Raw genomic sequence first — 24,971 nt, 5'->3', positions numbered from 1 at the left:
CCCTCGCACTCGTCCGAAGTCATGCCGCCTCGCCCTTCTCCTCCGGCGCGGACGTCGCGTCCGGCGCGGATGCGGTCCCCGGTGCGGATGCGGTCCCCGGCGCGGACGCGGACTCCGCAGTGGCCCGGACCCCCTTGGCCAGGACCGCCAACCAGATCCCCATCAGCAGCACCTGCAACCGCTGGCCCGCGCCGAGCGACCAGGTGCCCCGGCCGGCCTGGAAGGCGGCGATGGCCGACAGGCTCCAGGCGGTGGCCAGGAACTCGGCACCGATCAGCCAGGGGCCGAGGCGGCCGACCGGCGGCCAGCTGCCGTAGCGACGGGCGGCCACCGTGAGGGCGGTCAGTGCGGTGAGCGCGCCGATCACGGCAAGGCTGCTGCTGACGGCGTGCGCGGCATGGGTCGCGGGTACCAGCCCGGCGGTCTCGCGGGCCGCGCACTCCTCATCGCTGGTCGGGGCGCAGCTCAGCGGCAGCCGCGAGTCGGCGACGGTGGCCGCGCCGAACAGCGCCAGGGCCCACCAGCCGGTCAGCGACCACGGCCGGCGGTCGAGCCCGAGCAGCGCGGTCACGGCCGCCGCGAGCACCGCGAGCCCGGCGACGAGGTCGGTGGCACGGAAGACACCGCCGAGCGGCTGGTCCTCGGCGGCGAGCTCGCTGACGTACGCCTGTACCGGGTCGAGTCCGGTGCTCAGCAGCACTTCCAGCACCCAGGCGGTGTACGCGACGGCGCTGACCAGCAGCAGGGCGGCGGTGAGCCGGGCGGCACGCGGACGAGCGACACGCGGACCAGCGGCGCGCGGACGGGCGGGCTCATGACGGGCGGGCTCGGAGCGGCTGGGCACTCAACCACCCTAACCACCACAAGACGGACATCTTCTGGCGTGTGCGGTCCGGCCGTCGGAGCAGCCCGGTTCGGAGCACCCGCCCGGACCGTGTATTGTTTTCCAGGTCAGCAGGCGCCGCTAGCTCAGTTGGTTAGAGCAGCTGACTCTTAATCAGCGGGTCCGGGGTTCGAGTCCCTGGCGGCGCACAGACAAGCCTCAGGGCCTCCTCACGACGGTGAGGGGACCCTGAGGCTTTCCGCGTTCCCCCGCCGACCGTCCGGAACCCGCTCCGGTTACAGGATCGTGAAACAAAACAGGACAAAGGTCCCTAACGGCTCACAAAGACCTCAGGCAGGCTGAATCGGTCTGCCGTCCGACCTAGATCGCGTGAGCAACTGTCACAGGGCTCGCTGGAAAGGCGCCACGTTGCCGCGCATATCGCCCACCGGCCTCCGCCCGCTGCCGATCGGCCGCCGTACCGGACGCGGCCCCCTCCGCCGAGGCCCCCTCGGCCCCCGGCGCCCCCGCAGGACCGGCTGGCGCAGACTGCTGCCCACCTGGCGGCTGACCCTGCTCGGCCTGGTGACCTCGGTACTGCTCGGGGTCGGCCTGTTCGTCCTCGGCATGACCGTGATCACGGTCCCGGACGCCCACGCCGCCGCGACCGCGCAGAGCAACACCTGGCTCTACCAGGACGGCACCCTGATCGCCCGCACCGGCCAGACCAACCGGCAGAACGTCGGCCTGGACAAGGTCTCCCCCGCCGCCCAGCACGCCGCCCTCGCCGCCGAGGACCGGAACTTCTACCACGAGGGCGCGGTCAACCTGAAGGGCCTGACCAGGGCCGCGCTGAACACCGCCACCGGCAGCGCCACCCAGGGCGGTTCGACGATCACCCAGCAGTACGTCAAGAACACCTACCTGAACCAGAAGCAGACCGTCACCCGCAAGGTGAAGGAACTGTTCATCGCGCTCAAGGTGGACGCCACGCAGAGCAAGGACGAGATCCTCTCCGGGTACCTCAACACCTCGTACTACGGCCGGGGCGCGTACGGCATCCAGGCTGCGGCGCAGGCGTACTTCGGCGTCGACGCCGGTCAGCTCGACCCCGGCCAGGGCGCCTACCTGGCCACCCTGCTCAACGCCCCGAGCGCGTACGACGTCTCGACCACGACGGCCAAGGGCAAGCAGAACGCGGTCGACCGCTGGAACTACGTGCTGGACGGCATGGTCCAGCAGAACTGGCTCACCGCCGACCAGCGCGCCGCCGTCACCTTCCCCAAGGTGCAGGAGCCGAAGAGCGCCCCCGGCCTCTCCGGCCAGGCCGGGTACCTGGTCGGCGCGGCGACGGACTACCTGACCTCGCACGGGATCATCAGCGACGCGGAACTCGCCCAGGGCGGCTACACCGTCACGCTCACCGTCGACGCCGGGCGGGAGCAGGACCTGCAGGACGCCGTCCGCCGGCAGCTCACCGACAACCTCTCCCCCGACCAGCGGAAGAAGGACGCCGACGCCCAGGCCGGTGCGGCCTCGGTGGACCCGAAGACGGGCGCGGTGGTGGCGCTGTACGGCGGCACCGACGCCACGAAGCACTGGGTGGACAACGCCACCCGGCAGGACTACCAGGCCGGTTCGACCTTCAAGGCGATCGCGCTGGCCGCCGCCCTGAACAGCGGCGCCCACACCCAGAACGGGGTCCGGATCAGCCCGGACACGGTCTACGACGGCACCAGCGGCCGCCCGGTGACGGGCGGGACCGGCACGCCGTACGCCCCGCCGAACGAGGGCGGCACGAACTACGGCCGGGTGACCCTGCAGCAGGCCACCGACTGGTCGGTGAACTCGGTCTTCGCCCAACTCGCCCAGGACACCGGCCTGGAGGAGGTCCGCAGGACCGCCGTCGCCCTGGGCCTGTCCGCCGACACCCCCGGGCTCGACGCCCACCCGTCGATCCCGCTCGGCACCGCCACGCCCAGCGTCCTCGACATGGCCGGGGTGTACGCCACCCTGGACAACGACGGGCAGCAGATCACCCCCTGGATCGTGAAGTCGCTCCAGCACGAGGGCGAGCAGGTCAAGCTGCCCGCGCCCAAGACCACCCAGGCGATCAGCAAGGAGAGCGCGCAGGCCGTCACCACGATGCTGCAGGGCGTCGTGAGCGACCCCGGCGGCACCGGCTACCGCGCGCAGGCACTCGGCCGGCCGGTGGCGGGCAAGACCGGCACCACCGACGACTCCAGGTCGGTCTGGTTCGTCGGCTACACGCCCGAACTCGTCACCTCGGTGGCCCTGTTCGGCCAGGACCCGGGCAACGGAAGCCAGGTCACCCTGGACGGCGTCGGCGGCGTCTCGGCCGCGGCCGGCGGCAAGTTCCCGACCCAGGTCTGGACCGCCTACATGAAGGCCGCGCTGGCCGGGCAGCCGGTCAGCGACTTCGACGGCTCGTCCTCGGACAACCCGCTGCTGTCGGGCCCTTCGGGCGTCGGCTCGGGCTCCTCGACCTCCGCGCCGAACGGATCGGCGGGCCCCGGTGCGCAGGCTGCCTCGCCCTCGGCGTCCGCGCCGCAGACCGGTGCCACCTCCGGCGCCTCCGCCGGGACGGCCCCGACCACCGCAGGTGGTTCCGGCGGCGCCTCCGGCAGCACGGGCGGTGGCGGCTCCTCGCCGACCACCCGCCCGACCCCCCAGCCTTCGCCGTCCCGCACGACGCCGCCCAGGCCGGATCCGACGACCCAGCCGACCACCGCGCCGGCCCAGCCGGGACCGGGGCCGAGTGGGCAGCCGAACGGCCGGCCGCAAGCCGCGGGGTAGTCCGGAACCGGCACGCAACCCTGGCCGGGGCGGCAAGCGACGCCCCGGCCAGGAACAGTTGACGATCAGGACCAAAGGGCGAGATCGCGCCTTACAGAGATCGCTTCGAGCTGACAGAATGCCCCGATGCACAGCTCTACGTCCGCCACCGGCGCCACGGCCAGAAGGCTCGGGCTGCCCCTCGCACTGCTCTCCGCCCTCGCGTTCGGCGGCTCCGGTACGGCAGCGAAGCCGCTGATCGAGGCGGGTCTCTCACCGCTGCACGTGGTCTGGCTCCGGGTCACCGGCGCCGCGCTGGTCCTGCTCCCGCTCGCCTACAAGCACCGGCAGGCCGTCCGGCAGCGCCCCGGCGTGCTCCTCGGCTTCGGCCTGCTCGCCGTGGGCGGCGTGCAGGCCTGCTACTTCGCCGCGATATCCCGGATCCCGGTCGGGGTGGCGCTGCTGATCGAGTACCTGGGCCCGCTGCTGCTGCTCGGGTACGTCAAGTTCGTCCAGCGCCGTCCCGTCTCGCGGGCCGCCGCGATCGGCGCGGGTGTCGCGGTGACCGGCCTGGCCTGTGTGGTGCAGGTCTGGAACGGCCTGGCCTTCGACGCGCTCGGCGTACTGTTCGGCCTCGGCGCGGCCTGCTGCCAGGTCGGCTACTTCGTTCTCGCGGACGCCGGGCGCCAGGGCGACCGACCGGTCGACCCGATGGCCGTGAGCGCGTACGGACTGCTGATCGGCGCCATCGCGCTGACCGCGTTCACCCAGCCCTGGGAGGCCGACTGGAGCATCCTCGGCGGCCAGGTGATCATGAACGGGCACAGCCTGCCCGCTCTGCTGCCGGCCGCCTGGATGGTCCTGATCGCGACCGTGCTCGCCTATCTGACCGGCGTCATCTCCGTACAGCACCTGTCCCCGCCGGTCGCCGGGGTGGTGGCCAACCTGGAGGCCGTGGTGGCAACGGTCACAGCCTGGTTCCTGCTCGGCGAGCGGCTCGGCACCCCGCAGCTGGTGGGCGGTCTGCTGGTCCTGATCGGTGCCTTCGCCGCACAGACCAGCAGGCCCGCCAAGGCCACCGGGGCCAGCGACGTCACCGACATCACCGACGTCACCGAGGTCACCGGCATCAGCAAGGCCACCGGGGCCACCGGACCGGGCGGGTCGGCGCGGGAGAACGCCGGGGACGGCGCGGGCGCACCGCGGAACGCCGGCGTCCGGGTGGGCGTCGGCGGCTCCCCGGACGGCACCGGCGACCGTCAGATGCCCGTCCAGCCGAACCAGTCGACGTGATTGAGCGGCCAGACCACCGCTGACGCGGGACCGACCACGTTCGCCACCGGCACGGCGCCGCCACCCGGCCCCTCCCGGTGGTACCGGGAGTCGGCCGAGTCGCTGCGGTGGTCGCCCTCGACCCAGACGTAACCGCTGGGCACCGTCACCGGACCGAAGTCCAGACCGGCACACGAGTCGTCCCCGGGGTGGAGGTACGGCTCGGTGACCGGCCTGCCGTCCACCCGCAGGGTCGAGCCGCTGCACTGGACGCTCTGCCCGCCGGTCGCGATCACACGCTTGACCAGGTAGTTGTCGCCCTTGGGCGGCAGCAGCCCGATGAAGCTGAGCGCGTCCCCGACCACGCCGGAGGCCAGGCCGTCGGCGGGGGCCTGCGGAGGCAGCCAGCCGCCCGGGTCCTTGAAGACCACGGGTTCCCCGGCCTTCGGTTTCCACCCGAAGAGGGACACCGCCTTGTTGACGGCCACTCGGTCGCCGATCCGCAGGGTGTTCTCCATCGATCCCGAGGGGATGGTGAACACCTGGAACAGGCAGGTCTTGACGATCAGCGCCACCAGCAGGCCCACAGCCACCATCGCGGGCAGCTCCGCCCACCACGGCCAGCGCCGACGGGGCGTGCGCGCGCGGCGCGACCCGGCCACCGGCCGGGCGTCCTCGGCCGGGTGGGCCTGGTCCGGGTGAGCCGGACGCGCCGGAGCCGGCTGGTCGTCCTGCGGAGCGGCCGGAGCCGACCGTGGTCCAGTGTTCACGAGTCAGACCGCCAGTACGTCGACTGCGGGCGCCACAGCGGCACGCGCACGCTTGATCAGGACGTCTTCGCCCGGACCGGTGGCCAGGGCGGCGAGACCCGGCAGTTCACCGCCGCCACGGCGGTCGGCGCGGCCGTGCTGACGGCGCGGTCCGGCGTCGTGCACGTGGCGCCGCCCGTACTGCTGCCCGCACGGCTGCCCGTTGCTCCGGGCCTTGCTCTGCTGCCGTGTGCGTGCCACCACCGGACCACCTCCAGGGGAGTGGGGAAGACAGCACGCTAACGCCGCCCGGGGAGCGGCGCGAAATCAGGCCTTTAGCCGCCTCTGACGCAGACCGGCGACGGACGCCCGCGCGAGCAGCACTCGGAAACTGCTCGCCAGGTCCGTCCGGCCCGATCGGGTCCGTCCGTCCGGCCCGCTCAGGCGCGGGCGATCGCCTGGTCGCGGGCAACCACTCCGGCCCGGGCGACCGCTCAGGCGCGGGCGATCGCCTCGTGGTGGCGGATCACCTCGGCGATGATGAAATTCAGGAACTTCTCAGCGAACACCGGGTCCAGGTGGGCACCGGCCGCCAGCTCGCGCAGCCGGGTGATCTGGGCGCGCTCGCGCTCCGGGTCGGCCGGCGGGAGCTTGTGCTCGGCCTTGAGCCGCCCGACCCGCTGCGTCGCCTTGAACCGCTCGGCCAGCATGTGGACCACGGCCGCATCGATGTTGTCGATGCTCTCGCGCAGACTGGTCAGTTCCGCCCGCACGGCCTCGTCGATCGCTTCGGGGGACTCGGCGGCAGAGTTCGCGGGCTGGGTGGGCTGATCAGTCATCGGGGCGGCTCCGGAGGCTGGCTGCATGAACGGCACCCGGGTGACCCATGTTCCTCCTGGACCTCCCCGGGCCTCGGCAAATCTAACAGGAGAGCACTGATCCGCCCGCGGCATTTGGGCCGTCCGTCCGCTATGTGGACCGCCGTGCCGGGGACGCGGTCCAGCTCCTTCGCCTGTGCCGCCCACGGTGCCGCCGGGTGGCGCCGTAGGCTTGGCGCGCGCTGCACAGCACCGCGCAGCATCGCATCGCACCGCAGAGCACCGCACAGCACGGCCGGACGTGACGACCCAGCAGTTCCCCCATCACAGGAGGTATCTGATCGTGGCAACCACTCGCACCGCACGCACCGCGTGGGAAGGCAACCTGCTGGAAGGCAAGGGGCAGGTGACCTTCGCCTCCTCCGGCATCGGCGAGTACCCGGTCTCCTGGGCGTCTCGTGCCGAGCAGGCGAACGGCAAGACCAGCCCCGAGGAGCTCATCGCCGCCGCACACTCCTCCTGCTTCTCGATGGCGCTCTCGCACGGCCTGGCCGGGGCCGGCACGCCGCCCACCAAGCTCGACACCCAGGCGGACGTGACCTTCCAGCCCGGAACCGGCATCACCGGCATCCACCTCACCGTGACCGGCGAGGTGCCCGGCCTCGACGAGGAGGGTTTCGTCAAGGCCGCCGAGGACGCCAAGGCCAACTGCCCGGTCAGCCAGGCCCTGACCGGTACCACCATCACCCTGACCGCCAAGCTGGCGGGCTGACGCCGCGGAGCGCGGCTCCGCGTCATGCGCCCCTGGTGTGCATCTCACGATGTGCGTCAGGGGCGCAGCGCGTACCGGACGGGTTCGCGCGGAACCCGACGAATCACCCTGGCGGCGGTCGCCGCCGGATCTGCGCGCAGCCTATGATCAGCGGCAGTGCCCTGTTCTTCGCCGAGCGCCTGCAGCAAGCGTTCTTGCACCGCGTTCCAGGGGCGTCGACAGTGCGGGAAGCCGGCCACCGCGGTGCGGAACGTAGGCCGGATCAGCGTCAGCAGCGGACGGGAGCATGCCGTGCCGGGCCGGAACGAGGGGGCCGACGCACACCGCCAGCGCGTGCGGCACGGTGAACCGTGCCGTCCCGCCCAGAGCACCACCGACGGCGCCGAGGCCAAACACCAACGGCACGAGACCCACCGCCTCCCCGCCCTGTCCGACGAGCAGTCGTTCACCTACTGCCCCACCTGCTCGGCCCCGCTGGGTGGCAGTACCAGAGAGCTGCTCGCCGCCCTCCGGGCCAGCGAATCCCGGTTCCGGGCCGCCTTCGCCGACGCCGGCATCGGGATGGCGCTGATCGACTCCGACGACCGGATCATCGAGGTGAACCCGGCATTCGCGGCCATGATCGGTCACGACCTGGCCGACCTGGTCCGCACCCACATCCACGACATCATCGACCCGGAGGAGAACCACCGCCAGCACTACCTGGAACTGGTCCGCGGCGAACGCGACCGGCTCCGGGTGGAGAAGCGGCTCAAGCACCGCGACGGCCGCACCGTGTGGAGCAATGTGACGATCTCGCTCATCCGCGACGGCTCGGGCCACCCGCTCTACACCCTGGCCATGGTCGAGGACGTCACCGAGCAGCGGCTGCTCGGAGACCGGCTGGCGTACCAGGCGCTGCACGACCCGCTCACCAGGCTCCCCAACCGGACCCTTTTCTTCGAGCGCCTCAACGCGGCCTTCATGCCCGGCAACGGCGACGCACCGCCGCACCCGCAAGGTGCCGCTGCGGTGAAGCCCTGTTCCGCCTCTGCGCCCGCCCCGGAGAGGCCGACCGAGCCTGCGTCAGCGATCGGGGCGACATCCTCCGCCACCGGTGCCCGCGCCACCGGGGTCTGCGTCCCCGGAGTCGCCGTCCCCGGGACAGGGGGCCTGGGCCCGGAGCCCGGGGAGTCCCGGACCGCGACCGGGCTCCTGGGCACGGCGACTGCGACGGCGACCGCGCCCACCACGACGACGGCCGCTTCCGCCCCTGGTGTCCCTTCCGGTCCCACTCCCCCGCCCGGTCCCGGCCCCAGCCCCGCAGCCGTGCCGGGCAGCAGCCGCCCGACTCGTCGGGTCGGTCTCTGCTACGTCGACCTGGACGGCTTCGCCGCCATCAACGAGACCCTGGGACACCACGTCGGCGACCAACTGCTGGTCGCAGTGGCGGCCCGGCTGGAGCGCGGCTTCTCACGCGACCAGGAGAGCCTGGTGGCCCGGCTGGGCGGCGACGAGTTCGCCGTACTGGTCGCCGACAGCGCCAGCAGCGAGCAACTGACCCGGCTCGCCTCCGACCTGATCGCCGCCCTTGAGCAGCCGTTCGACATCGCCGGACAGCAACTGGTGGTCACCGCCAGCGTGGGCGTGGTGGAGCGCCCCGTTCAGGAGACCACTCCGACGGACCTGCTCAAGGACGCCGACGCGACCCTGTACTGGTCCAAGGCGGACGGTCGGGCCCGCTGGACGCTCTACGACCCCGACCGCGGCGCACACCAGCTCACCCGTCAGCGTCTGGCCACCGCGCTGCGCCCGGCACTGGAGCGTGGCGAGTTCACCGTCGAGTACCAGCCCCTGGTCGGGCTGGCGGACGGCGCGGTGCACGGCGCCGAGGCGCTCGTCCGCTGGCGCCACCCCCGGTACGGGACGCTCTCGCCGGACCGGTTCATCCCGCTGGCCGAGGAGTCCGGCGCGATCGTGCCGCTGGGCAAGTGGGTCCTGGAGGAGTCCTGCCGCCAGGCCCGGCAGTGGCTGACGGAGTTTCCGGACACCGAGACCTTCGTGAGCGTCAACCTGGCCGCCCGCCAGATCTGGGACTCCGACGTGGTGGCCGATGTCGCCCAGGTGCTGGAGCACACCGGGCTGCCGCCCCGGCTGCTGCAGCTGGAGATCACCGAGAGCGCCGTGCTCGGGCCCGGGGGCCGCCCGGTGCAGGCCCTTCAGGCACTGGCCGACATGGGCGTCCGGATCGCCATCGACGACTTCGGCACCGGCTACTCGAACCTCGCCTACCTCTCCCGGCTCCCGGTCCACGTACTGAAGCTGGACGGCAGCTTCATCGAGGGCTTCCGCGACCCGGCCCCGGGCGGCCGCCCTGACAACCGGTTCCGGCGGGCCGACGCGGACGAGCAGATCGTCGGCGCGATGGTCCAGCTCGCCCACGCCCTCGGGCTGACCGTGACGGCCGAGGGCATCGAGAACGCCTCGCAGGCCGAACGGCTCCGCCTCACCGGGTGCGACACGGCCCAGGGCTGGTACTTCGCCAAGCCCGGGGAGGCGGAGCGGGTCGCGGCCATGCTGCGCGCGAGGCAGGCACGCTGAGCCTCTGCGGCAGGCGGGCAGGCGGGCAGGCGGACTGATGGACAGCCGGGCAGACGGACGTCCGACACCGGCTGGCCGGCCACAGCCGATCGGCCAGAGCCGGCGTCGGCGGGCACCGGTCCCGGTCGGCGTCGGCTGTGGCATCTGTGACAGCCGGCGCCGGCCGTGACCTCCGTGCCGGTGGCGGTCAGCTCAGACCGTACGCCTCGGCGATCAGGCCGTACGAGCGGTGGCGTGCCTCGTGGCCGTGAATGTTCGAGGTGACCATGAGCTCGTTCGCGCCGGTCCGCTTGCGCAGGGCCTCCAGGCCGTCGGCCACCTCGCCGGGGGAACCCAGTACGACATTGGCGATCCAGGTTTCCAGGAAGTCCGCCTCGGCCTGGCTGTAGGGGTACGAGGCCGCCTGCTCGGGGGTCGGGATCGGCCCCGGCGCGCCACGCCGCAAGCGCAGCATGGCCAGCGCACCCGACATCGCCAGGCGGCGGGCCTCGGCCGCGCCGTCAGCGGCCACCGCACCGACGCCGATCAGCGCGTAGGGCTCGTCCAGCACGGCGGACGGCTTGAAGCTGGCCCGGTAGAGGTCCAGCGCGGGAACCGTGTTGGCGGCGCTGAAGTGGTGGGCGAAGGCGAAGGGCAGGCCGAGCCGGCCCGCCAGCTGGGCGCTGAAGCCGGACGATCCCAGCAGCCAGATCGGTGGGCGCTCCTTGCTCCTGGGCACCGCGGTCAGCCGCGCGTAGGGGTGTCCGTCCGGGAAGTCGCCGTCCAGGAAGTGTGTCAGCTCGGACAGTTGGCGGGGGAAGTCGTCGGCGTCGTCGGCGACTCCCCGGCGCAGCGCCCGGGCCGTCGCCTGGTCGGTCCCGGGGGCCCGGCCGAGGCCGAGGTCGATCCGGCCCGGGTGCAGGGCCTCCAGCATGCCGAACTGCTCCGCGACGGCGAGCGGTGCGTGGTTGGGGAGCATGACACCGCCCGAACCGAGCCGCAGCGTCCGGGTGTGGGCTCCCAGGTGCGACAGCAGAACCGCCGGTGTCGAGCTGGCGACCCCAGGCATGCCGTGGTGCTCGGCCACCCAGAAGCGGTGGTAGCCCCAGCTCTCGGCTTTGCGGGCGAGCTCGGTGGTCGCCGCCAGCGCTTCGCTGGGCGAGTAGCCCTCTCCCACCGTGGCCAGGTCGAGGATGGAGAGCGGTGCAGGTGCGGTGCCCCGGGCCACACCGCGGATCGGGTCGGCGAGTGCCTGTTCGGCGGACCGCACCGTGTCGGGGGTCTGCTCGTCCTCGGTGGTCATGCCTCGGTTCCTCCTGCTCGACCTGATCAGATGCGGCACTCCGCTCCCGCCTGGGAGGTCAACCCGGGGACGGGTCGGCGTGTTCCCTGGAGCAGGGCCCCCTACGTTGCGTCGCTGTCCGTCACGCCGCCGGCGCAGACGGTGTCCCAGCTGCAACCAGCGCAGCCAGCGCCGATCATCCAGTGCCTACGGTGCGGGCAGTGCGGACGGAGCCGGCCGCCGGTCAGCGCCGCACGGGTACACAGGCCGTGGACACCGGGCGGGTCAGAGGCGAGGCTGCGGCCCCTTCGGAGCTGAGCCACACTTTGATCGGTCCCTGGCCTCGCGTGCTTTCCCCGTGGCGGCGGCGATCCACCCGCCGGGCACACGAACCGAAGTGGTCCGCAGCTGACCGATCGACAGCACCCGCGTGCGGCTGGCGGCTTCACGCCAACGCCAGAAGTCGCCAGACGAATGGGTCGCGCGGTCGGCCCGGCTTCGGGCAGCCTTACTGACCAGTGAAGGTCGCGCACCAAGACCTCACGCATCGGCAAGGCAGGCGGGCTGGACCAGTTCCGCCTGACCCCGACGAGCCCCCGGAGCGGTACCCCGCTCCGGGGGCTCTCCCAATGTCCGCCCCGATGTCCGCCCTGCTGTCCGCGGCCCGCTACCGCGGGGGCTGAGCGCTGGGGCGCGGGTGACCGGAAGCACCTCCGACCCGAGTGGCGTGAGTGGCGTGAGTGTCGCGGGCGGCACGTCCGACCCGAGTGGCTCCCGAGACCGATGCCCTGGTCCGTGCCTGTGATCCCGCACACCCCGGGGGTGCTTTATGGCATGAAATGTCGAACGGCTAGCGTTGCCCCCTGCAGCCACCTGCTCCTCCGGGCGGTCTGGAGGGAGAACGACCTTGGGTGTCATAGCGCTGATCGGCCCGGCCTGGATCTGTGTCCTGGCTCTCTGCGCCGTCCTCGGCGACGCCTTCCTCCCCTTCCTGCCGAGCGGCACGCTGGTCATCCTGGCCGTACTCAGGACCTCCCAGGTCGCCGGAGCCCCGATACTCCTCGCGCTCGGGGTGGCGACCGCATCGTTCCTCGGCGATCTCCTGCTACTGGCGCTGGCCCGCCGGGGAGCGCCGCTGGTGGACCGACGGCTGGCAGGCAAGCCACAGCTCGCGGCGAGCGTCGAGCGCGTCCAGCAGAGCCTGTCGGACCGGGGAGCACGTACCGGCGCCGCCATGGTGATCATCGCCCGCTTCGTTCCGGGTGGGCGCACGGTCCTCGACCTCGCAGTGGGGCACTCTCCCGAGCAGTCCCGCAACTTCCTTCGCTGGTCGGCACTGGCCGCAGTGATCTGGGCCGGGTACATCGTCACGCTGGGCTGGCTCAACAGCCACTGGTTCAACACCGCCTGGCTCAGCCTCGCCGTCTCGTGCTGCGCGGCGACCACGATCAGCGCCGCCGTCGCCCAGGTGATCCGCCGTCACCGCCGACAGCCGGCCGCCTGAACCGACCCGCCCCACCGGCCGTTCCTACGGCGCCACAGCACTTCGCACCCGACCCATCGGCTTCCACCAGTGCCGATGCGCCCCGACAGTCGGCGATGGAGTGTCTCAGGACGGCAACATTGACCGGACTACCGCATCCATGCGGGCCTCCTCTGCGTGATGGCCGGTAGTGGGTGGGGCCCTTGGATGACGGCCTGCGCCCATGACATCCTGAAGAGGCAATAGTCAGCAATGTCCGTTTTCTCCTGGACGTCCGGATGCCCTGCGGCCTCCGGACGTTTTCTGGGTGTCGGACGCCAACCGGCAGGGGAGACCATGAGCAGCATCTCGCGCAGGACCATGCTGAGCGCCACCGCCGCCACCGCGGCGCTGGGAGCCGTGACAGCCTGTTCGAGTGGCGGGAGCTCCACTACCGGGGCGAAGGGCTCGGGTGACGGCGCCGCCGCGGGCGGCGGCAGCAGCAAGCCGGGCGCTCCTGCGGTCAAGGGCACACCGATCGGGGACGGTTCGACGTCCGACACCGGGGCCCAGCCCAACCAGCCGAAGCCGGAGAAGCTCAAGCCGGGTGAGCGCCCGCCGCAGTTCGTGGTGTTCTCGTGGGACGGCGCCGGTGGTACCGACGACGGCCAGTTCCCCCGTTTCCTCAAGCTGGCCGAGCAGTACAAGGCCACCATGACCTTCTTCCTCTCCGGCATCTACGCACTGCCGAAGAGCAAGTCGAGCCTCTACCACCCGCCGAAGCACTCGGTCGGGGCCTCCGACATCCCGTACCTGTCGGACGGAGCGGTGAAGAGCACGTTGAAGCTGGTCAGCCAGGCGTGGCTGGCCGGGCACGAGATCGGCACGCACTTCAACGGGCACTTCTGCTCGACCCGGTCGGACGGCAACGGGGTCAACAAGTGGACCCCCGAGGACTGGCAGAGCGAGATCGACCAGGCCGTCTCCTTCGTGACCCAGTGGCGCACCAACACCGGCTTCACCGATGTCGATCCGCTGCCCTTCGACTACAAGAAGGAGCTGATCGGCGGCCGCACCCCCTGCCTGGAGGGCCAGAAGGCGCTGCTGCCGACCGCCGCCAAGCTGGGCTGGAAGTACGACGCCAGTTCGCCCGGCGGCCTGCAGATCTGGCCGCAGAAGGTCCAGGACGGGAAGATATGGGACTTCCCGCTCCAGGGCATACCCTTCCCCGGGCACAACTTCCAGGTGCTGTCGATGGACTACAACATCCTGGCCAACCAGTCCGGCGGCAGCACCAAGGGCGACCCGGGCAAGTACGACGAGTGGCGCACCCAGGCCAAGGACGCGTACGTGGCCGGCTTCAACCGCGCCTACACCACCAACCGGGCGCCCTTCTTCGTCGGGAACCACTTCGAGCAGTGGAACGGCGGCATCTACATGGACGCCGTCGAGGAGACCCTCAAGGAGATCGCGGGCAAGCCCGAGGTCAGGCTGGTCTCCTTCCGCCAGCTGGTGGAGTGGCTGGAGGTCCAGGACGAGTCCACCCTGCGGAAGTTGCGGACGCTGGGCGTCGGCAAGGAGCCCTCGGGCGGCTGGGAGAGCTTCCTGGGCGCAGCCGGGTCGAGCGCCGCGGGCTGACGTCATCGGGCCCGCGGTGCGACGCCCCGCCTCACTCACGCACCGCGCGCTCGGCCACCAGCCGGTCCGCCACGACCGCCGCGCCGTCCTCGCCGGTCAGGATCGAGTAGTGGTTGGTGCCGGGTACCGGTGAGACCGACACCCGGGTCGGGTCGAGTGCTGCGGCCTCGATCCGATCCGGGTCGTAGAGGCCCTGGGGTTCGTCCTGCAGTCCCCGCTCGGCCCAGAGCAGTTCGGCGGGGCAGGAGATCCGATGGATCGCGGTTGCCGCGTCGGCGTCGACCATGACCTGGCGGCCGTCCTCCCGGATGGCTTCGGGGACGCAGGAGGACCGGAGGTCGGGCTCCGTTCCGACCAGGTCCCGCTGGGTGTAGGCGTCGGTCTCGGCGGTCCATCCGGCGGCGAAGGCCGGCAGGGCGCGCCAGAAGGCGCGGTAGGCCGCCCGGTCGGGGAAGGTCATCGACAGCCGGGCGAGGGCCGGTCCGAGGACGGCGGCCAACGCGTCGGCCTCGCGCACGCCGACGGGCAGCGGGAAGGTGACGGCGCCGTCCACCAGGAGCAGCCGTTCGACCAGTGCCGGGTGCCGGACGGCGGCCAGTGCCGCGACCCAGGCACCCATGGAGTGCCCCGCCAGCCTGACCGGCCCCAGGCCGAGGGTGCCGATCAGCTCGGCCACGTCGTCCGCATGCCGCGCGAGGCCGTAGGGAGCCCGAACAGTCCGGCTGGCGGCTCGGCCGCGCAGGTCGGGGGCGATCAGAGCGGCCCGCCCTGCCAGTTGGCGGGCCACCTGCCCCCAGGCCAGGGCGTTGGCGGTGATCCCGTGCACCGCTACCACGGTCGGTGCGCCGGAGACGGCGGCCGGCCACCGGAGCACCGTCAGGTCTCCGCCCGGGACGGCCACGGTCAGTTCTTCGAAAGCGGGGGCCTCGGGCCTCATTCGGCGCCACCTTCCGGGAGTTGGACGATCGGGGTTCCGCGCTCGGGGGACGGTCGGCGGCGCGCGGCACGGAGACGGGCGGGCAGTCCGGCCAGCCCGCCGGGCAGCAGGTAGACCACGGCGACGAACAGCGCGCCCAGCAGGAAGAGCGGTTGTGACAGGGGTACCCGCAGTACGGCGGGAAGGCCGGCGACAGCCGTGGAGTTGGCGAGATCACCGAGCCGGTGGCCGGCCCAGGTGTAGAGGACTCCGCCCAGCAGGGGCCCCCAGCGGGTACCCGTCCCGCCGAGGACGACCATGACGAGCAGGGCCAGGGTCGCGTCGGAGCCGGCTGTCTGCGGTGTCGCGCCACCGGTCAGCAGCAGGTGGACCACCCCGCCCGCCCCGGCGAGGCCGCCCGCCAGCACGAAGGCGAGCAGTTTGAACCCGTACGGGCGCAGACCCAGGACCTCGACCCGGCGTTCGTTCTCCTTGATGCCCGCCCAGACCCGGCCGGTGGGCGAGTGCACGGCCCAGTGGACCAGGGCCAGCGTGAGGACCAGGTAGGCGAGGGCGATCCAGTAGAGGTTGGCCGTGTGCTGGATTCCGACCAGGCCGGCGGGCAGGAGGTCCACGGGAGCGGCGCGGCCCTCCTCGCCTCCGGTCGCGCCGCCGGGGTTGCGTTGGACGAGGATCGAGCCGGCCTGTGCGAAGGCGAGGGTGACCATGGAGAAGCCGATGCCGGTCGCCCGCAGGCTCGCCGAGCCGAGCAGCAGGGCGAGCGAGACGGAGCAGCCGACGCCGAACAGAGCGGCGGCGGCGAAGGGGAGCCGGAGTTCGAGCATCGCGAGGTCGGTGGCGTAGAGCCCGGTGGCGAAGTAGAGCGCGTGTCCGAACGAGAGCAGTCCGGTGCGTCCGAGGAGCAGGTCGTAGCCGGTGGCGAGGGCCCCGTAGACCAGGCACAGGGCGATGAGTTGCAGACTTCCGGGGCTGCCGAGCGGGCCGTCGAGGAGCCCCGGGACGGGAAGCGCACTGTATGGGGCGACAAGGAGCAGGATCAGCAGAGCGATCGGCCACCACCGTAGTGCGGCGCGTCCGGGAGTCCAGGCTTTCCCGATTGATTCACCTGTTCGAGGGATGGTGCGCAGGCGTCCGAATGGTCCAGACTGTACGTCAGCTGAGCTGCCGGGGACGGCAGCAGCGGTGGCCGGGGGCCCGGCTGCCGCTCCATCGGCGCTCGCGGTCGAGGTGTTGGCGCTCACGCGAGCCTCCCGGTGAGTCCGCGCGGCCGTACCAGGAGCAGCACGGCCAGAAGTACGACGACCGAGAGGTCGCCGAGCCCGGCGGCGGCGTAGTAGTTGGCGAACTGCTGGACGATCCCGACCGCGACGGAGGCCGCTGCGGCTCCGGTGACCGAGCCCATGCCTCCCATGACCACCACCACGAACGCGAAGATCAGCAGACTGGTCCCCTGGCCGGGGTGGACCGAGCCGAAGTAGAGCCCACCGAGCGCGCCGCCGAGTGCAGCCGCGGCGCCGCCGATCGCGAAGACCAGGGTGAAGGCCCGGCGGACGTCGATCCCGAGAGCCGTGACCATGGCCCGGTCCTCGACGCCCGCACGGACCACCAGGCCGTACCGGGTCCGACGGAGGAACAGCCGCAGCCCCAGCAGCAACAGGACAGCCACAGTCATCAGAACGAACCGGTTGACGGGGACGATCGCGCCGAGCACACGCACCGTGCCGGACAGTCCGGCGGGCTGCGGGAACGGCCGGGGGTCCGCGCCCCAGACACCCGTCAGCAGCGCCGGTACCGCCAGGCCGACACCGACGGTGGCCAGGATCTGGTCCCGAGGCCGTCGGTAGAGCGGACGGATCAGCACCGACTCCAGTAGCACGGCCGCCGCGGTACCGACCGCCGTGCCGAAGACCACCGCCGTCCAGAAGCCCATGCCGCCTTCGGTACCGGCCCACCAGGTCCCGTAGGCGCCGACGGAGAGCAGTGCGCCATGGGCGAAGTTGAGCACGTCCATCAGACCGAAGATGAGCGAGAGACCGGAGGCCACCAGGAAGTAGAGGGCGCCCAGCCCGAGTCCGGTACAGGCGAGGAGGACGACGGTGTCCATCAGGGGGCCACCTCCGTGGCATCGACCGGCGGAACGACGGCAGTCGGAAGGTCGGGAGCGGGCGGAGGGTCAGGGGTGGGCAGGAGGCCGGGGGCGGCCTGACAGCCTGCGGGGGCCGGACCGGCAACGAGGGGCGGCCGGAGGGCGAGGGACGGGCCGCCGACGGGGAGGGGCTGGCCGGCGGCTTCGCGACGGCCGGCGGCGGCACCGACCCCGAGCAGGCGGCGGGACGCCTCCTCGTCCGCCAGCAACTCCGAGGCGGCGCCCCGGTGTGCGGTACGCCCGTCGGCCAGGACGGCGCAGGGGCCGGCCAGTCGGCGGACGAGCGCGAGATTCTGCTCGATCAGGAGTACGGGCACTCTCTCGGCCGCCCGCGCGAGGACGTCGGCGACCTCGGCCACGATCTTCGGCGCGAGCCCTTTCGTCGGTTCGTCGGCGATGATCAGCCGGTTGCCGTTCAACAGGGTGCGGCCGATCGCCACCATCTGCTGCTGTCCGCCGGAGAGAGTCCCGGCCAACTGGCCGGCTCGTTGGCGGAGTTCAGGGAAGAGATCGTGCACGAGACGGTAGGCGGGTTCGCGGTCTCGCTCCGCGAGGCGGAGATTCTCGGCCACGGTCAGACCGGCGAAGATCCCACGGTCCTCGGGGGCGTAGCCGATGCCCCGGCGGACCACGAGGTGAGTGGGCAGCGCGGAGATCTCCGCACCCGCGAAGCGCAGGCTGCCGCTGCGCGGAACCAGGCCCATGATCGCCCTGACCGTGGTGGTCTTGCCGGCCCCGTTGCGGCCCAGCAGCGCGGTAACGCCGGACGGCGCGACGTCCAGGTCCACACCGTGCAGGATGTGCAGCCCGTCGATCACCACCCGGAGGTTGCGTACGCACAGGAGGGGATCGGGTGAAGTGACCGTCGCTTCTGAGGAGTTGTCGTTCACAGCCCCTCCCCCAGATAGGCCCGCTGCACCGTGGCGTCGGCCATGACCGCCGCGGGGGTGTCGAGGGAGAGCAGGGTGCCGTGGTGCATCACGGCGAGACGGTCCGCGAGGTCGAGCAGGATGTCCATGTGATGCTCCACCATCAGCACGGTGCGGCCGAGGTCCCGGTGCACCGAGCGGATGAGCGCGGTGAGGGCCGGCACCTCCTCCGCGCTCACTCCCGCCATCGGCTCGTCGAGCAGGATCAGCCGAGGGTCGGAGACCAGCAGCACGGCCAGTTCCAGCTTCCGCTTCTCGCCGTGCGACAGGGCACCCGCCAAGGTGTCCGCGCGATGGGCGAGTCCGGTGCGTTCCAGGGTGTCGGCCACCTGGGTCGCGTACCGGTCCGCCCGTCGCCAGATCCGGTAGGAGGCTCGGGGTCCCGCAGCCGCTTGGGCGGCCAGCCGAACGTGGTCGGCGACTGTCATCCCGCTCCAGAGCGAGGAGGTCTGGAAGGTGCGGCCGATCCCCCGACGGGCGCGGGCGGGTACCGGTTCGGCGGTGATGTCGGCGCCGTCGAGTTCGAGCGTGCCGTGACTCGCCGGGTGGATCCCGGAGATCAGGTTGAAAAGGGAGGTCTTACCGGCTCCGTTGGGGCCGATGAAAGCGATGAACTCGCCCTCGGTGACGTCGAAGGAGACATCATCGACGATCGGTACGCCACGGACGGACCAGCCGAGGCCGCGCAGTCGCAGGACGGCCGCCGACCCGGGTGCGGGGTGACTCGGCGCGGGATGGACCGGCGCGAGGTGGGCCAGTGCCCCGTCTGCCTGTTCGGGGTTCGCCGGCGAGCGGGAGGTCATCGGGGTCAGCCCGCGATCGGGGTGACCGGAGGTGCCACCTCGCCGGCGGTGAGCGCCTTCTCGACCGTCGGCCGCGCGCCTGCGCCGGTTCCGGTCAGCTTGACCTGGAACATCGGTTGCAGCAGTGCGTGGTCCTCCGCCCGGACGGTCAGCCGGCCCTTGACGCCGTCGAAGGTCCACCCTTCGAGGGCCTTCACCAACGCGGCGGTGTCGTCGGCCGACCCGTGGTTCGACTCCACGGCGTGCACGACAAGTTGGGCGGCGGTGAAGCCGTCCGGGGTGAAGATGTCCGGCTTGGCGCCCGCCCTGGACACGGAGTCGGTCATCGCCTTCTCCACGTCCGTTCCGGCGGCGCCGGCGAAGTAGTGGTCCAGGAAGGAGATCTTCTCGGCGGCAGGGCCGAACAACGGGTAGGAGGCGGCAAGATCGAGCCCGGTCACCACCTTGGTCGAGGCGAAGACGTCCTGCTGGTTGAGGGACGTCCAGAGCGCGGACGCGGTCTCGCCCGCCCAGGCGACGAAGAGCAGGTCGGGCCTGGCGGCCTTGGCCTGAGTCACGAAGGGAGTCAGGTCGGCGGCACTGGGCGGCGCGAGCACCGCGTCCACCGTGGCACCCTGGCCGCCCTGGCCGCCCAGCACGGCCTTCACGGCGGCGACGTTGGCCTGGCCGAACGCGCTGTCCTGGGCAAGGACGGTCACCTTCCTGCCCCCGGCGTCCCCGATGAAGGCAGCGGCGGTCCGGATGTCCTGGTACGACTGGCGTCCCGAGCGAAAGGTGTACTTGTTGAGGCCGGTGATCTTGTCGGCGGCGGCCGGGCCGCTGATGAAGAGCACCTTGTTCTGGGCGGCGATCGGCGCCACCTGCAGAGCGACCCCGGACGCCGTCGAGCCCGCCAGGATCTTGTAGCCCTTGCCGATCAGGTCCTTGGCGGCCGAGACGGCCTTCGCCGGATCCCCCGCGTCGTCCTGCTCGGCCACCTCGATCCGGTGCCCGTCGACCTTCCCCGTGCCCTTGGTCGCATAGTCGAGCCCCGCCTTGAAACCCTCCAGGTACTGCTTGCCGTAGGCGGCCAGCAGTCCCGTCCTGGAGTACACCAGGCCGACCTTGACCGGCGCTTTCGCATCGCCGCCCGCATCGGCCACGGCCGTGCCCGCTGTCCCTGCCTCCGCACAGCCGGTCACGAGCAGACCGGCCAGCAGACCCGCGAGCAGACCGCGGGCGCCGCGAGCAGCAGGGGACCTGCCCGTTCGATCCTGGGACCTGGGCTGGGTGGTCGAACTTCGCATGATGGCCGGCTCCCGGGGCTGCGGTGGTGGATGCCGGAACCGTAGGTGGGGCAGGTTCGGCCGCGACATGTGGCAGAACGCCCTATCGCCACGAGGAGTTGTGTGCCCGTCAGCCATACCCGGGCGTCCGGGGTGCCCCGCACCCGGAGAACGGCATCCTCGCGGTCGACCCCCACCCGCACGAAGGCGACGGCCGTCGCTCCCGCACCCCGCAATCGAACCCACGTTCACAAGCCAATAGCATCGACCGGCCGTCGAACGCACCGATTCCGCCAGATCTTCACCCCCCGGGAAAGGTCGCCCTGAGATCTGTTGCGATCACCCTTGGCGCTGAGGAGAGTTGACAGGCAGTCATGAGCCTGCCGCCACATTCACATCCCGACTGCGGCGATGAACCGATCCGCCGGAACCCGTGAACCGGGCCAAGGCACCCGAAAGCCGGGATTCCGGCAGCGACGGCAGGGACGGCACGCTCGGCCGAAGCAGCCATGGTCCGGAAACGGCCATGGCTCCGACGGTTCATCAGACCGTCCTTCGTCCTGGAGACCGCAGTCCAGGAGGCGAGTCCGGGGGGACTCGCCACACCGAGTTCAGGGGCAGCAACAGAGCCGCAGAACCGTGGCTCTCGGGGGGAGTTACCGTCATGCCGAAGACCGAGGCATACCCGCAACCGCAGATACCGGAGCAGGCCCACGCACTACCGCGCCACCACCCTCAGCAGAACCACCAGAACCACCAGGGGCACCCGGACCACAAGGAGCACCGGCAGCACCGCCACTCCTCGGACGCCCTCGGCCGCATCGAAGCGCCCTACGACTACGCGCACTTCAGCCGACTCGCCGGCCCGCTGACCGACCCGGCCGACCCGGCCGACGGGACACCGTACCGAGTCCAGTACCGCAGCCTGCTGCACGAGGAGCCGCACCGGATCCGCGCCGCGCTGCTGCTGATCGCGGCACCCGTGGTCGAGGCGACACTGCTGATCTGGCTGCTGCTGCCGGGACACTGGCCGGTGCGGCCCGGCGAGACCCACCTGTGGCTGCTGGTCGCCGACAAGGTGATGATCGGGATCGTCGCCGTGATCGAGGTCTTCCGGCTGCTGAACGTGATCTCGAACGCGCACGCCACACTGGTCGCCCGCGATCCGGTTCCGGTGACCCCGCAGACCGGCACCAGAGTTGCGTTCATCACCACCTGCGTGCCGGGCAAGGAACCGCCGGAGATGGTCCGGACGACGCTGACGGCCGCGCTCGCCGTCCGACACGACGGGCCGTACGACGTCTGGCTGCTGGACGAGGGCGACGCCCCCGAAATGCGGCAGCTCTGCGCGGAGTTGGGGGTGCGGCACTTCACCCGCCACGGTGTCGGCCGGTGGAACCAGCCCAGGGGCAGCTACCGCGCGCATACCAAGCACGGCAACTACAACAGCTGGCTGCAGGCCCACGGCGACGACTACGACTACTGGGTCTCGGTGGACACCGACCACGTCCCGCTACCCGATTTCTGCGAGCGGATGCTCGGCTACTTCCGTGACCCGGACGTCGCGTTCGTGGTCGGCCCGCAGGTGTACGGGAACTACGACAGTTCGCCGTCGGCCGTCACCAGGTTCTCCGAGAGCCAGCAGTTCCTCTTCCACGCCCTGATCCAGCGGGCGGGCAACCGGTACGGCGCCCCGATGTTCGTCGGCACCAACAACGCCGTACGGATCAAGGCGCTGCAGTCCATCGGCGGCCTCTACGACTCGATCACCGAGGACATGGCGACCGGCCTGGAGTTCCACCGCCGCCGCAACCCCGCCACCGGCGCGCAGTGGAAGTCGGTCTACACCCCGGACGTGCTGGCCATCGGTGAGGGACCGTCCTCCTGGACGGACTTCTTCTCCCAGCAGCTGCGCTGGAGCCGGGGCACCTACGAGACGATCCTCACCCAGTACTGGCGGGCCGCCTGGCGGCTGTCCCCCGGTCGGCTGCTCAACTACACCCTGATGGTGTGCTTCTACCCGATGGCGGCGCTCACCTGGCTGCTCGGCGGGATCTCCAGCGTGCTCTACCTCGGCTTCGGGGCGTCCGGCGTGCACGTCTCCTCCCAGATCTGGATGATGCTCTACAGCGACGCCGCCGCCCTCCAGGTCCTGCTCTACACCTGGAACCGCAAGCACAACGTCAGCCCGCACGAACCGGCCGGGTCCTCCGGGGTCGCCGGAATGGTGATGTCCGCGCTCTGCGGACCGATCTACGCCGCCTCGCTGCTCCAGGCCCTCGTGCGCCGCAGGAGCCGGTTCGTGGTGACCCCGAAGGGCGACTCGGCCAGTCCCGACCGGCCTGCCACCTTCCGCATCCACCTGTTCTGGGTGCTGCTCTTCGGCGGTTCGGTCGCCGCGTCCTTCGTCACCGGCTACGACCACGTCGCCATGCGGACCTGGGCCTGCATCGCGCTGCTCTTCAGCCTGCTGCCGATGCTCATCCGGGCGTACGACGTACTGCGCTGGCGCACCAGCACCCGCACCCGCAGCGGCACCAGCGCCCGCACCAGCACCCGCGCCTGAGGCACCGCCCGAGGCGCCGCAGCGGCGCCCGCGACCGTGCGGCGCGCCACCCGCCGCGCTGCGCGCTGCGCACACACCGCCGCGCCACCGCACCACCCACACCAGCAGTCCAGTCCAGCAGCACCGGGGGGACCAGTCATGAAGATCCGCCACACCGGCGGCAGGACCAAGCGCTACGCGCTGGGCAGCACCGTCGCGCTCGTCGTCGCGAGCATGAACGCACCGGCCGTCCTCGGCTTCGCCGGGGACCAGTACCACCGCTACGTCATCAACCAGCCCGGCTACAAGGCCGAGTACGGCCACTGGCAGACGCTCGACCTGCCGACCAGGTTCCGGGTCAACGCGATCCACGCGACCCTGCTGCGCACCGGGAAGATCCTGATCGTCGCGGGCTCCGGCAACGACCAGAAGGCCTTCGACGCCAACACCTTCAAGACCCTGCTCTGGGACCCGGTGAAGAGCACCTACAAGCTGATACCCACCCCGGTCGACATGTTCTGCGGCGGGCACACCTCGCTCCCCGACGGCCGGGTCCTGGTGGCCGGCGGGACGCTCCGCTACGAACAGCTGGACGGCGCGGTCAAGAAGGCCGCAGGCACCATGCGGGTGCGCAACGAGAACCCGGACGCCCCGCGCACCTTCCCCAAGGGGACCGTCTTCACCGGTCCGGACGGCCGCGAGTACGCCTCCACCGCCGAGGTGACCGTACCCGCCGCCACCAAGGCGATCGACAGGGCCGACGGCCGGAACACGGTGACCGTCACGGCCGGTGAGCGGCAGGTCTTCGTCGAGGCGGTCGCCGAGGGCGGATCGTACGTCGACCAGAACCCGGCCCAGTACCGGATCAAGGGCCTCACCGGCGTCGACGCCCACAACCTCTACGGCATGGGCAGCAAGATGACCCTGGACAAGCAGGACTTCCAAGGCATCCGCAACGCCTACGAGTTCAACCCGGACACCGAGCTCTACGAGCAGGTCCCGGACATGGCGTACGCGCGCTGGTACCCGACCCTCACCGGGCTGGGCGACGGCAGGGTGGTCACGGTGTCCGGTCTCGACGACACCGGCCAGATCCTCAGCGGCAACGACAACGAGCTGTTCGACCCGGCGACCCGCTCCTGGTCCAAGGCCCCTGACCGGTACTTCCCGACCTATCCCTCGCTCTTCCTGACCGCGTCCGGCAAGCTCTTCTACTCGGGTTCCAACGCGGGCTACGGCCCGGCCGACAAGGGACGCACCCCCGGCCTGTGGGACCTCGCGAACAACAGCTTCCAGACCGTCGACGGCCTGCGCGACCCGGACCGGCTGGAGACCTCGTCCTCCGTACTGCTGCCGCCCGCGCAGGCGCAGAAGGTGATGGTGCTGGGCGGTGGCGGGGTCGGCGAGTCCTCCGCCTCCACCGCCAGGACCGGTATCGCCGACCTGACGGCACCCCAGCCCCGCTTCACCCCCGGCCCCGACCTGCCGGCCGGTGGCACCCGGTACCTCAACAGCGTGATCCTGCCGGACGACACCGTCTTCACCACCGGTGGCTCCAGCGACTACCGGGGCAAACACCGCAGCGACCTGCTGAAGGCCCAGACGTACCACCCCGACAGCAACAGCTTCACCACCGCCGCCGAGCCGACCGTCGGCCGGGACTACCACTCCGAGGCGCTGCTGCTGCCCGACGGCCGGGTGGTCGTGCTCGGCTCCAACCCGCTCTTCGCCGACAAGGCCGACACCCAGTCGGCCGGCTTCGAGCAGCGGATCGAGATCTACTCCCCCGCGTACCTCTTCCACGGCGACCGCCCCGAGATCACCGCCGCCCCCGGCAGGGCGAGCCTCGGCAGCGCCATCACCGTGGCCACCCCGTCCCCGGACCGGATCGCCACCGCCAAGCTGATCCGGCCGAGTTCGGTCACCCACGCCACCGATGTCGAGCAGCGCTCGGTCGCGCTGGACATCACCGCGCGCAGCGGTACCGGCATGACCTTCGCGCTGCCGCGCAACGCCGACCTGCTGCCACCGGGCTGGTACATGCTCTTCGCCACCGACCGGAACGGGACGCCCTCGGTGGCCCGCTGGATCCAGATCACCCGCTGAGCCCGGTGGCGGGCGGGGCCCTGAGGGCGCGGTCGGAGTACGGCCCACCCCCCACCAACCCGCCAACCC

General features: G+C 71.5%; 18 protein-coding genes, 1 tRNA gene and 1 pseudogene. 9 read left to right on the top strand and 11 right to left on the bottom strand.

Translation table 11 applies throughout. The features are described 5' to 3' along the window. Window positions 1-19 precede the first annotated feature (19 nt). The gene (locus ACFC1R_RS07530; RefSeq protein WP_375934406.1) at window positions 20-745 is read right to left on the bottom strand and encodes a DUF998 domain-containing protein; all 726 of its coding nucleotides are present in this window, start codon (window positions 743-745) and stop codon (window positions 20-22) included. A gap of 213 nt (window positions 746-958) precedes the next feature. Between ACFC1R_RS07530 and ACFC1R_RS07525 the strand changes: the two genes are divergently transcribed. The 3 genes from ACFC1R_RS07525 (at window position 959) to ACFC1R_RS07515 (ending at window position 4,912) form a co-directional block, all read left to right on the top strand. Then, a tRNA-Lys gene (locus ACFC1R_RS07525) sits at window positions 959-1,032 on the top strand. Window positions 1,033-1,252: 220 nt separating this feature from the next. Beyond that, window positions 1,253-3,640: a transglycosylase domain-containing protein gene (locus ACFC1R_RS07520; protein WP_375934243.1), complete on the top strand. Its 2,388-nt coding sequence runs from the start codon at window positions 1,253-1,255 to the stop codon at window positions 3,638-3,640. Window positions 3,641-3,766: 126 nt separating this feature from the next. Further along, a complete protein-coding gene (locus tag ACFC1R_RS07515) occupies window positions 3,767-4,912 on the top strand; it encodes a DMT family transporter (RefSeq protein WP_375934241.1) in 1,146 nt (381 codons plus the stop codon). Here the strand turns inward: ACFC1R_RS07515 and lepB are convergent. From lepB to ACFC1R_RS07500, 3 genes are all read right to left on the bottom strand, one after another. After that, a complete protein-coding gene (lepB, locus tag ACFC1R_RS07510) occupies window positions 4,879-5,661 on the bottom strand; it encodes a signal peptidase I (RefSeq protein WP_375934238.1) in 783 nt (260 codons plus the stop codon). The genes ACFC1R_RS07515 and lepB overlap by 34 nt on opposite strands. Before the next feature lie 3 nt (window positions 5,662-5,664). After that, window positions 5,665-5,901, bottom strand: coding sequence for a hypothetical protein (locus tag ACFC1R_RS07505; protein ID WP_375934235.1), 237 nt, complete (start codon window positions 5,899-5,901; stop codon window positions 5,665-5,667). Between the two features lie 233 nt (window positions 5,902-6,134). Then, a complete protein-coding gene (locus tag ACFC1R_RS07500) occupies window positions 6,135-6,479 on the bottom strand; it encodes a chorismate mutase (RefSeq protein ID WP_375934232.1) in 345 nt (114 codons plus the stop codon). A 322-nt stretch (window positions 6,480-6,801) separates the two neighbouring features. On the opposite strand from ACFC1R_RS07500, the gene ACFC1R_RS07495 reads away from it, so the two are divergent. Then, the gene (locus tag ACFC1R_RS07495; RefSeq protein ID WP_375934229.1) at window positions 6,802-7,230 is read left to right on the top strand and encodes an OsmC family protein; all 429 of its coding nucleotides are present in this window, start codon (window positions 6,802-6,804) and stop codon (window positions 7,228-7,230) included. A gap of 291 nt (window positions 7,231-7,521) precedes the next feature. Beyond that, complete coding sequence (locus ACFC1R_RS07490; protein ID WP_375934226.1) at window positions 7,522-9,810, top strand: putative bifunctional diguanylate cyclase/phosphodiesterase; 2,289 nt, start codon at window positions 7,522-7,524, stop codon at window positions 9,808-9,810. 187 nt (window positions 9,811-9,997) lie between these two features. Here the strand turns inward: ACFC1R_RS07490 and ACFC1R_RS07485 are convergent, their stop codons facing one another. Then, window positions 9,998-11,092, bottom strand: coding sequence for an LLM class flavin-dependent oxidoreductase (locus ACFC1R_RS07485; RefSeq protein ID WP_375934223.1), 1,095 nt, complete (start codon window positions 11,090-11,092; stop codon window positions 9,998-10,000). 886 nt (window positions 11,093-11,978) lie between these two features. Between ACFC1R_RS07485 and ACFC1R_RS07480 the strand changes: the two genes are divergently transcribed. Both ACFC1R_RS07480 and ACFC1R_RS07475 read left to right on the top strand, forming a co-directional pair. After that, on the top strand, window positions 11,979-12,575 hold the full coding sequence (locus tag ACFC1R_RS07480) for a DedA family protein (RefSeq protein ID WP_375934220.1): 597 nt from the start codon (window positions 11,979-11,981) through the stop codon (window positions 12,573-12,575). Between the two features lie 315 nt (window positions 12,576-12,890). After that, window positions 12,891-14,171 (top strand): hypothetical protein, encoded by a 1,281-nt coding sequence (locus ACFC1R_RS07475; RefSeq protein WP_375934218.1) that lies wholly within the window; start codon window positions 12,891-12,893, stop codon window positions 14,169-14,171. Between the two features lie 31 nt (window positions 14,172-14,202). On the opposite strand, the gene ACFC1R_RS07470 is transcribed toward ACFC1R_RS07475, so the two are convergent. The 6 genes and pseudogenes from ACFC1R_RS07470 to ACFC1R_RS07445 all read right to left on the bottom strand — a co-directional run bounded on the left by ACFC1R_RS07470 (window position 14,203) and on the right by ACFC1R_RS07445 (window position 20,272). Further along, entirely contained in the window at window positions 14,203-15,108 is a 906-nt protein-coding gene (locus tag ACFC1R_RS07470) for an alpha/beta fold hydrolase (RefSeq protein WP_375934215.1), read from the bottom strand. After that, on the bottom strand, window positions 15,105-16,226 hold the full coding sequence (locus tag ACFC1R_RS07465) for a branched-chain amino acid ABC transporter permease (RefSeq protein WP_375934403.1): 1,122 nt from the start codon (window positions 16,224-16,226) through the stop codon (window positions 15,105-15,107). The genes ACFC1R_RS07470 and ACFC1R_RS07465 overlap by 4 nt, the downstream gene beginning before the upstream one ends. A gap of 119 nt (window positions 16,227-16,345) precedes the next feature. Continuing rightward, window positions 16,346-17,212, bottom strand: coding sequence for a branched-chain amino acid ABC transporter permease (locus ACFC1R_RS07460; RefSeq protein WP_375934212.1), 867 nt, complete (start codon window positions 17,210-17,212; stop codon window positions 16,346-16,348). Between the two features lie 206 nt (window positions 17,213-17,418). Further along, window positions 17,419-18,144: pseudogene (locus ACFC1R_RS07455) on the bottom strand (ABC transporter ATP-binding protein); the annotation flags it as partial. Beyond that, window positions 18,141-18,986 (bottom strand): ABC transporter ATP-binding protein, encoded by an 846-nt coding sequence (locus ACFC1R_RS07450; protein ID WP_375934209.1) that lies wholly within the window; start codon window positions 18,984-18,986, stop codon window positions 18,141-18,143. The gene ACFC1R_RS07450 and the pseudogene ACFC1R_RS07455, both read right to left, overlap by 4 nt. Window positions 18,987-18,991: 5 nt before the next feature. Beyond that, window positions 18,992-20,272 (bottom strand): substrate-binding domain-containing protein, encoded by a 1,281-nt coding sequence (locus tag ACFC1R_RS07445; protein WP_375934206.1) that lies wholly within the window; start codon window positions 20,270-20,272, stop codon window positions 18,992-18,994. 643 nt (window positions 20,273-20,915) lie between these two features. Here ACFC1R_RS07445 and ACFC1R_RS07440 point away from each other — a divergent pair. Both ACFC1R_RS07440 and ACFC1R_RS07435 read left to right on the top strand, forming a co-directional pair. Continuing rightward, on the top strand, window positions 20,916-22,817 hold the full coding sequence (locus ACFC1R_RS07440) for a glycosyltransferase family 2 protein (protein ID WP_375934203.1): 1,902 nt from the start codon (window positions 20,916-20,918) through the stop codon (window positions 22,815-22,817). A 138-nt stretch (window positions 22,818-22,955) separates the two neighbouring features. Beyond that, window positions 22,956-24,902, top strand: a complete 1,947-nt coding sequence (locus tag ACFC1R_RS07435) for a galactose oxidase-like domain-containing protein (RefSeq protein WP_375934200.1) — start codon at window positions 22,956-22,958, stop codon at window positions 24,900-24,902. Window positions 24,903-24,971: the final 69 nt, after the last annotated feature.

Source organism: Kitasatospora sp. NPDC056138, from assembly GCF_042264695.1.
In the GTDB taxonomy this organism is placed as follows: Bacteria; Actinomycetota; Actinomycetes; order Streptomycetales; family Streptomycetaceae; genus Kitasatospora.
Note: the sequence above shows the minus strand (reverse complement) of the source record. Positions and strands in the feature narration are given on the sequence as shown.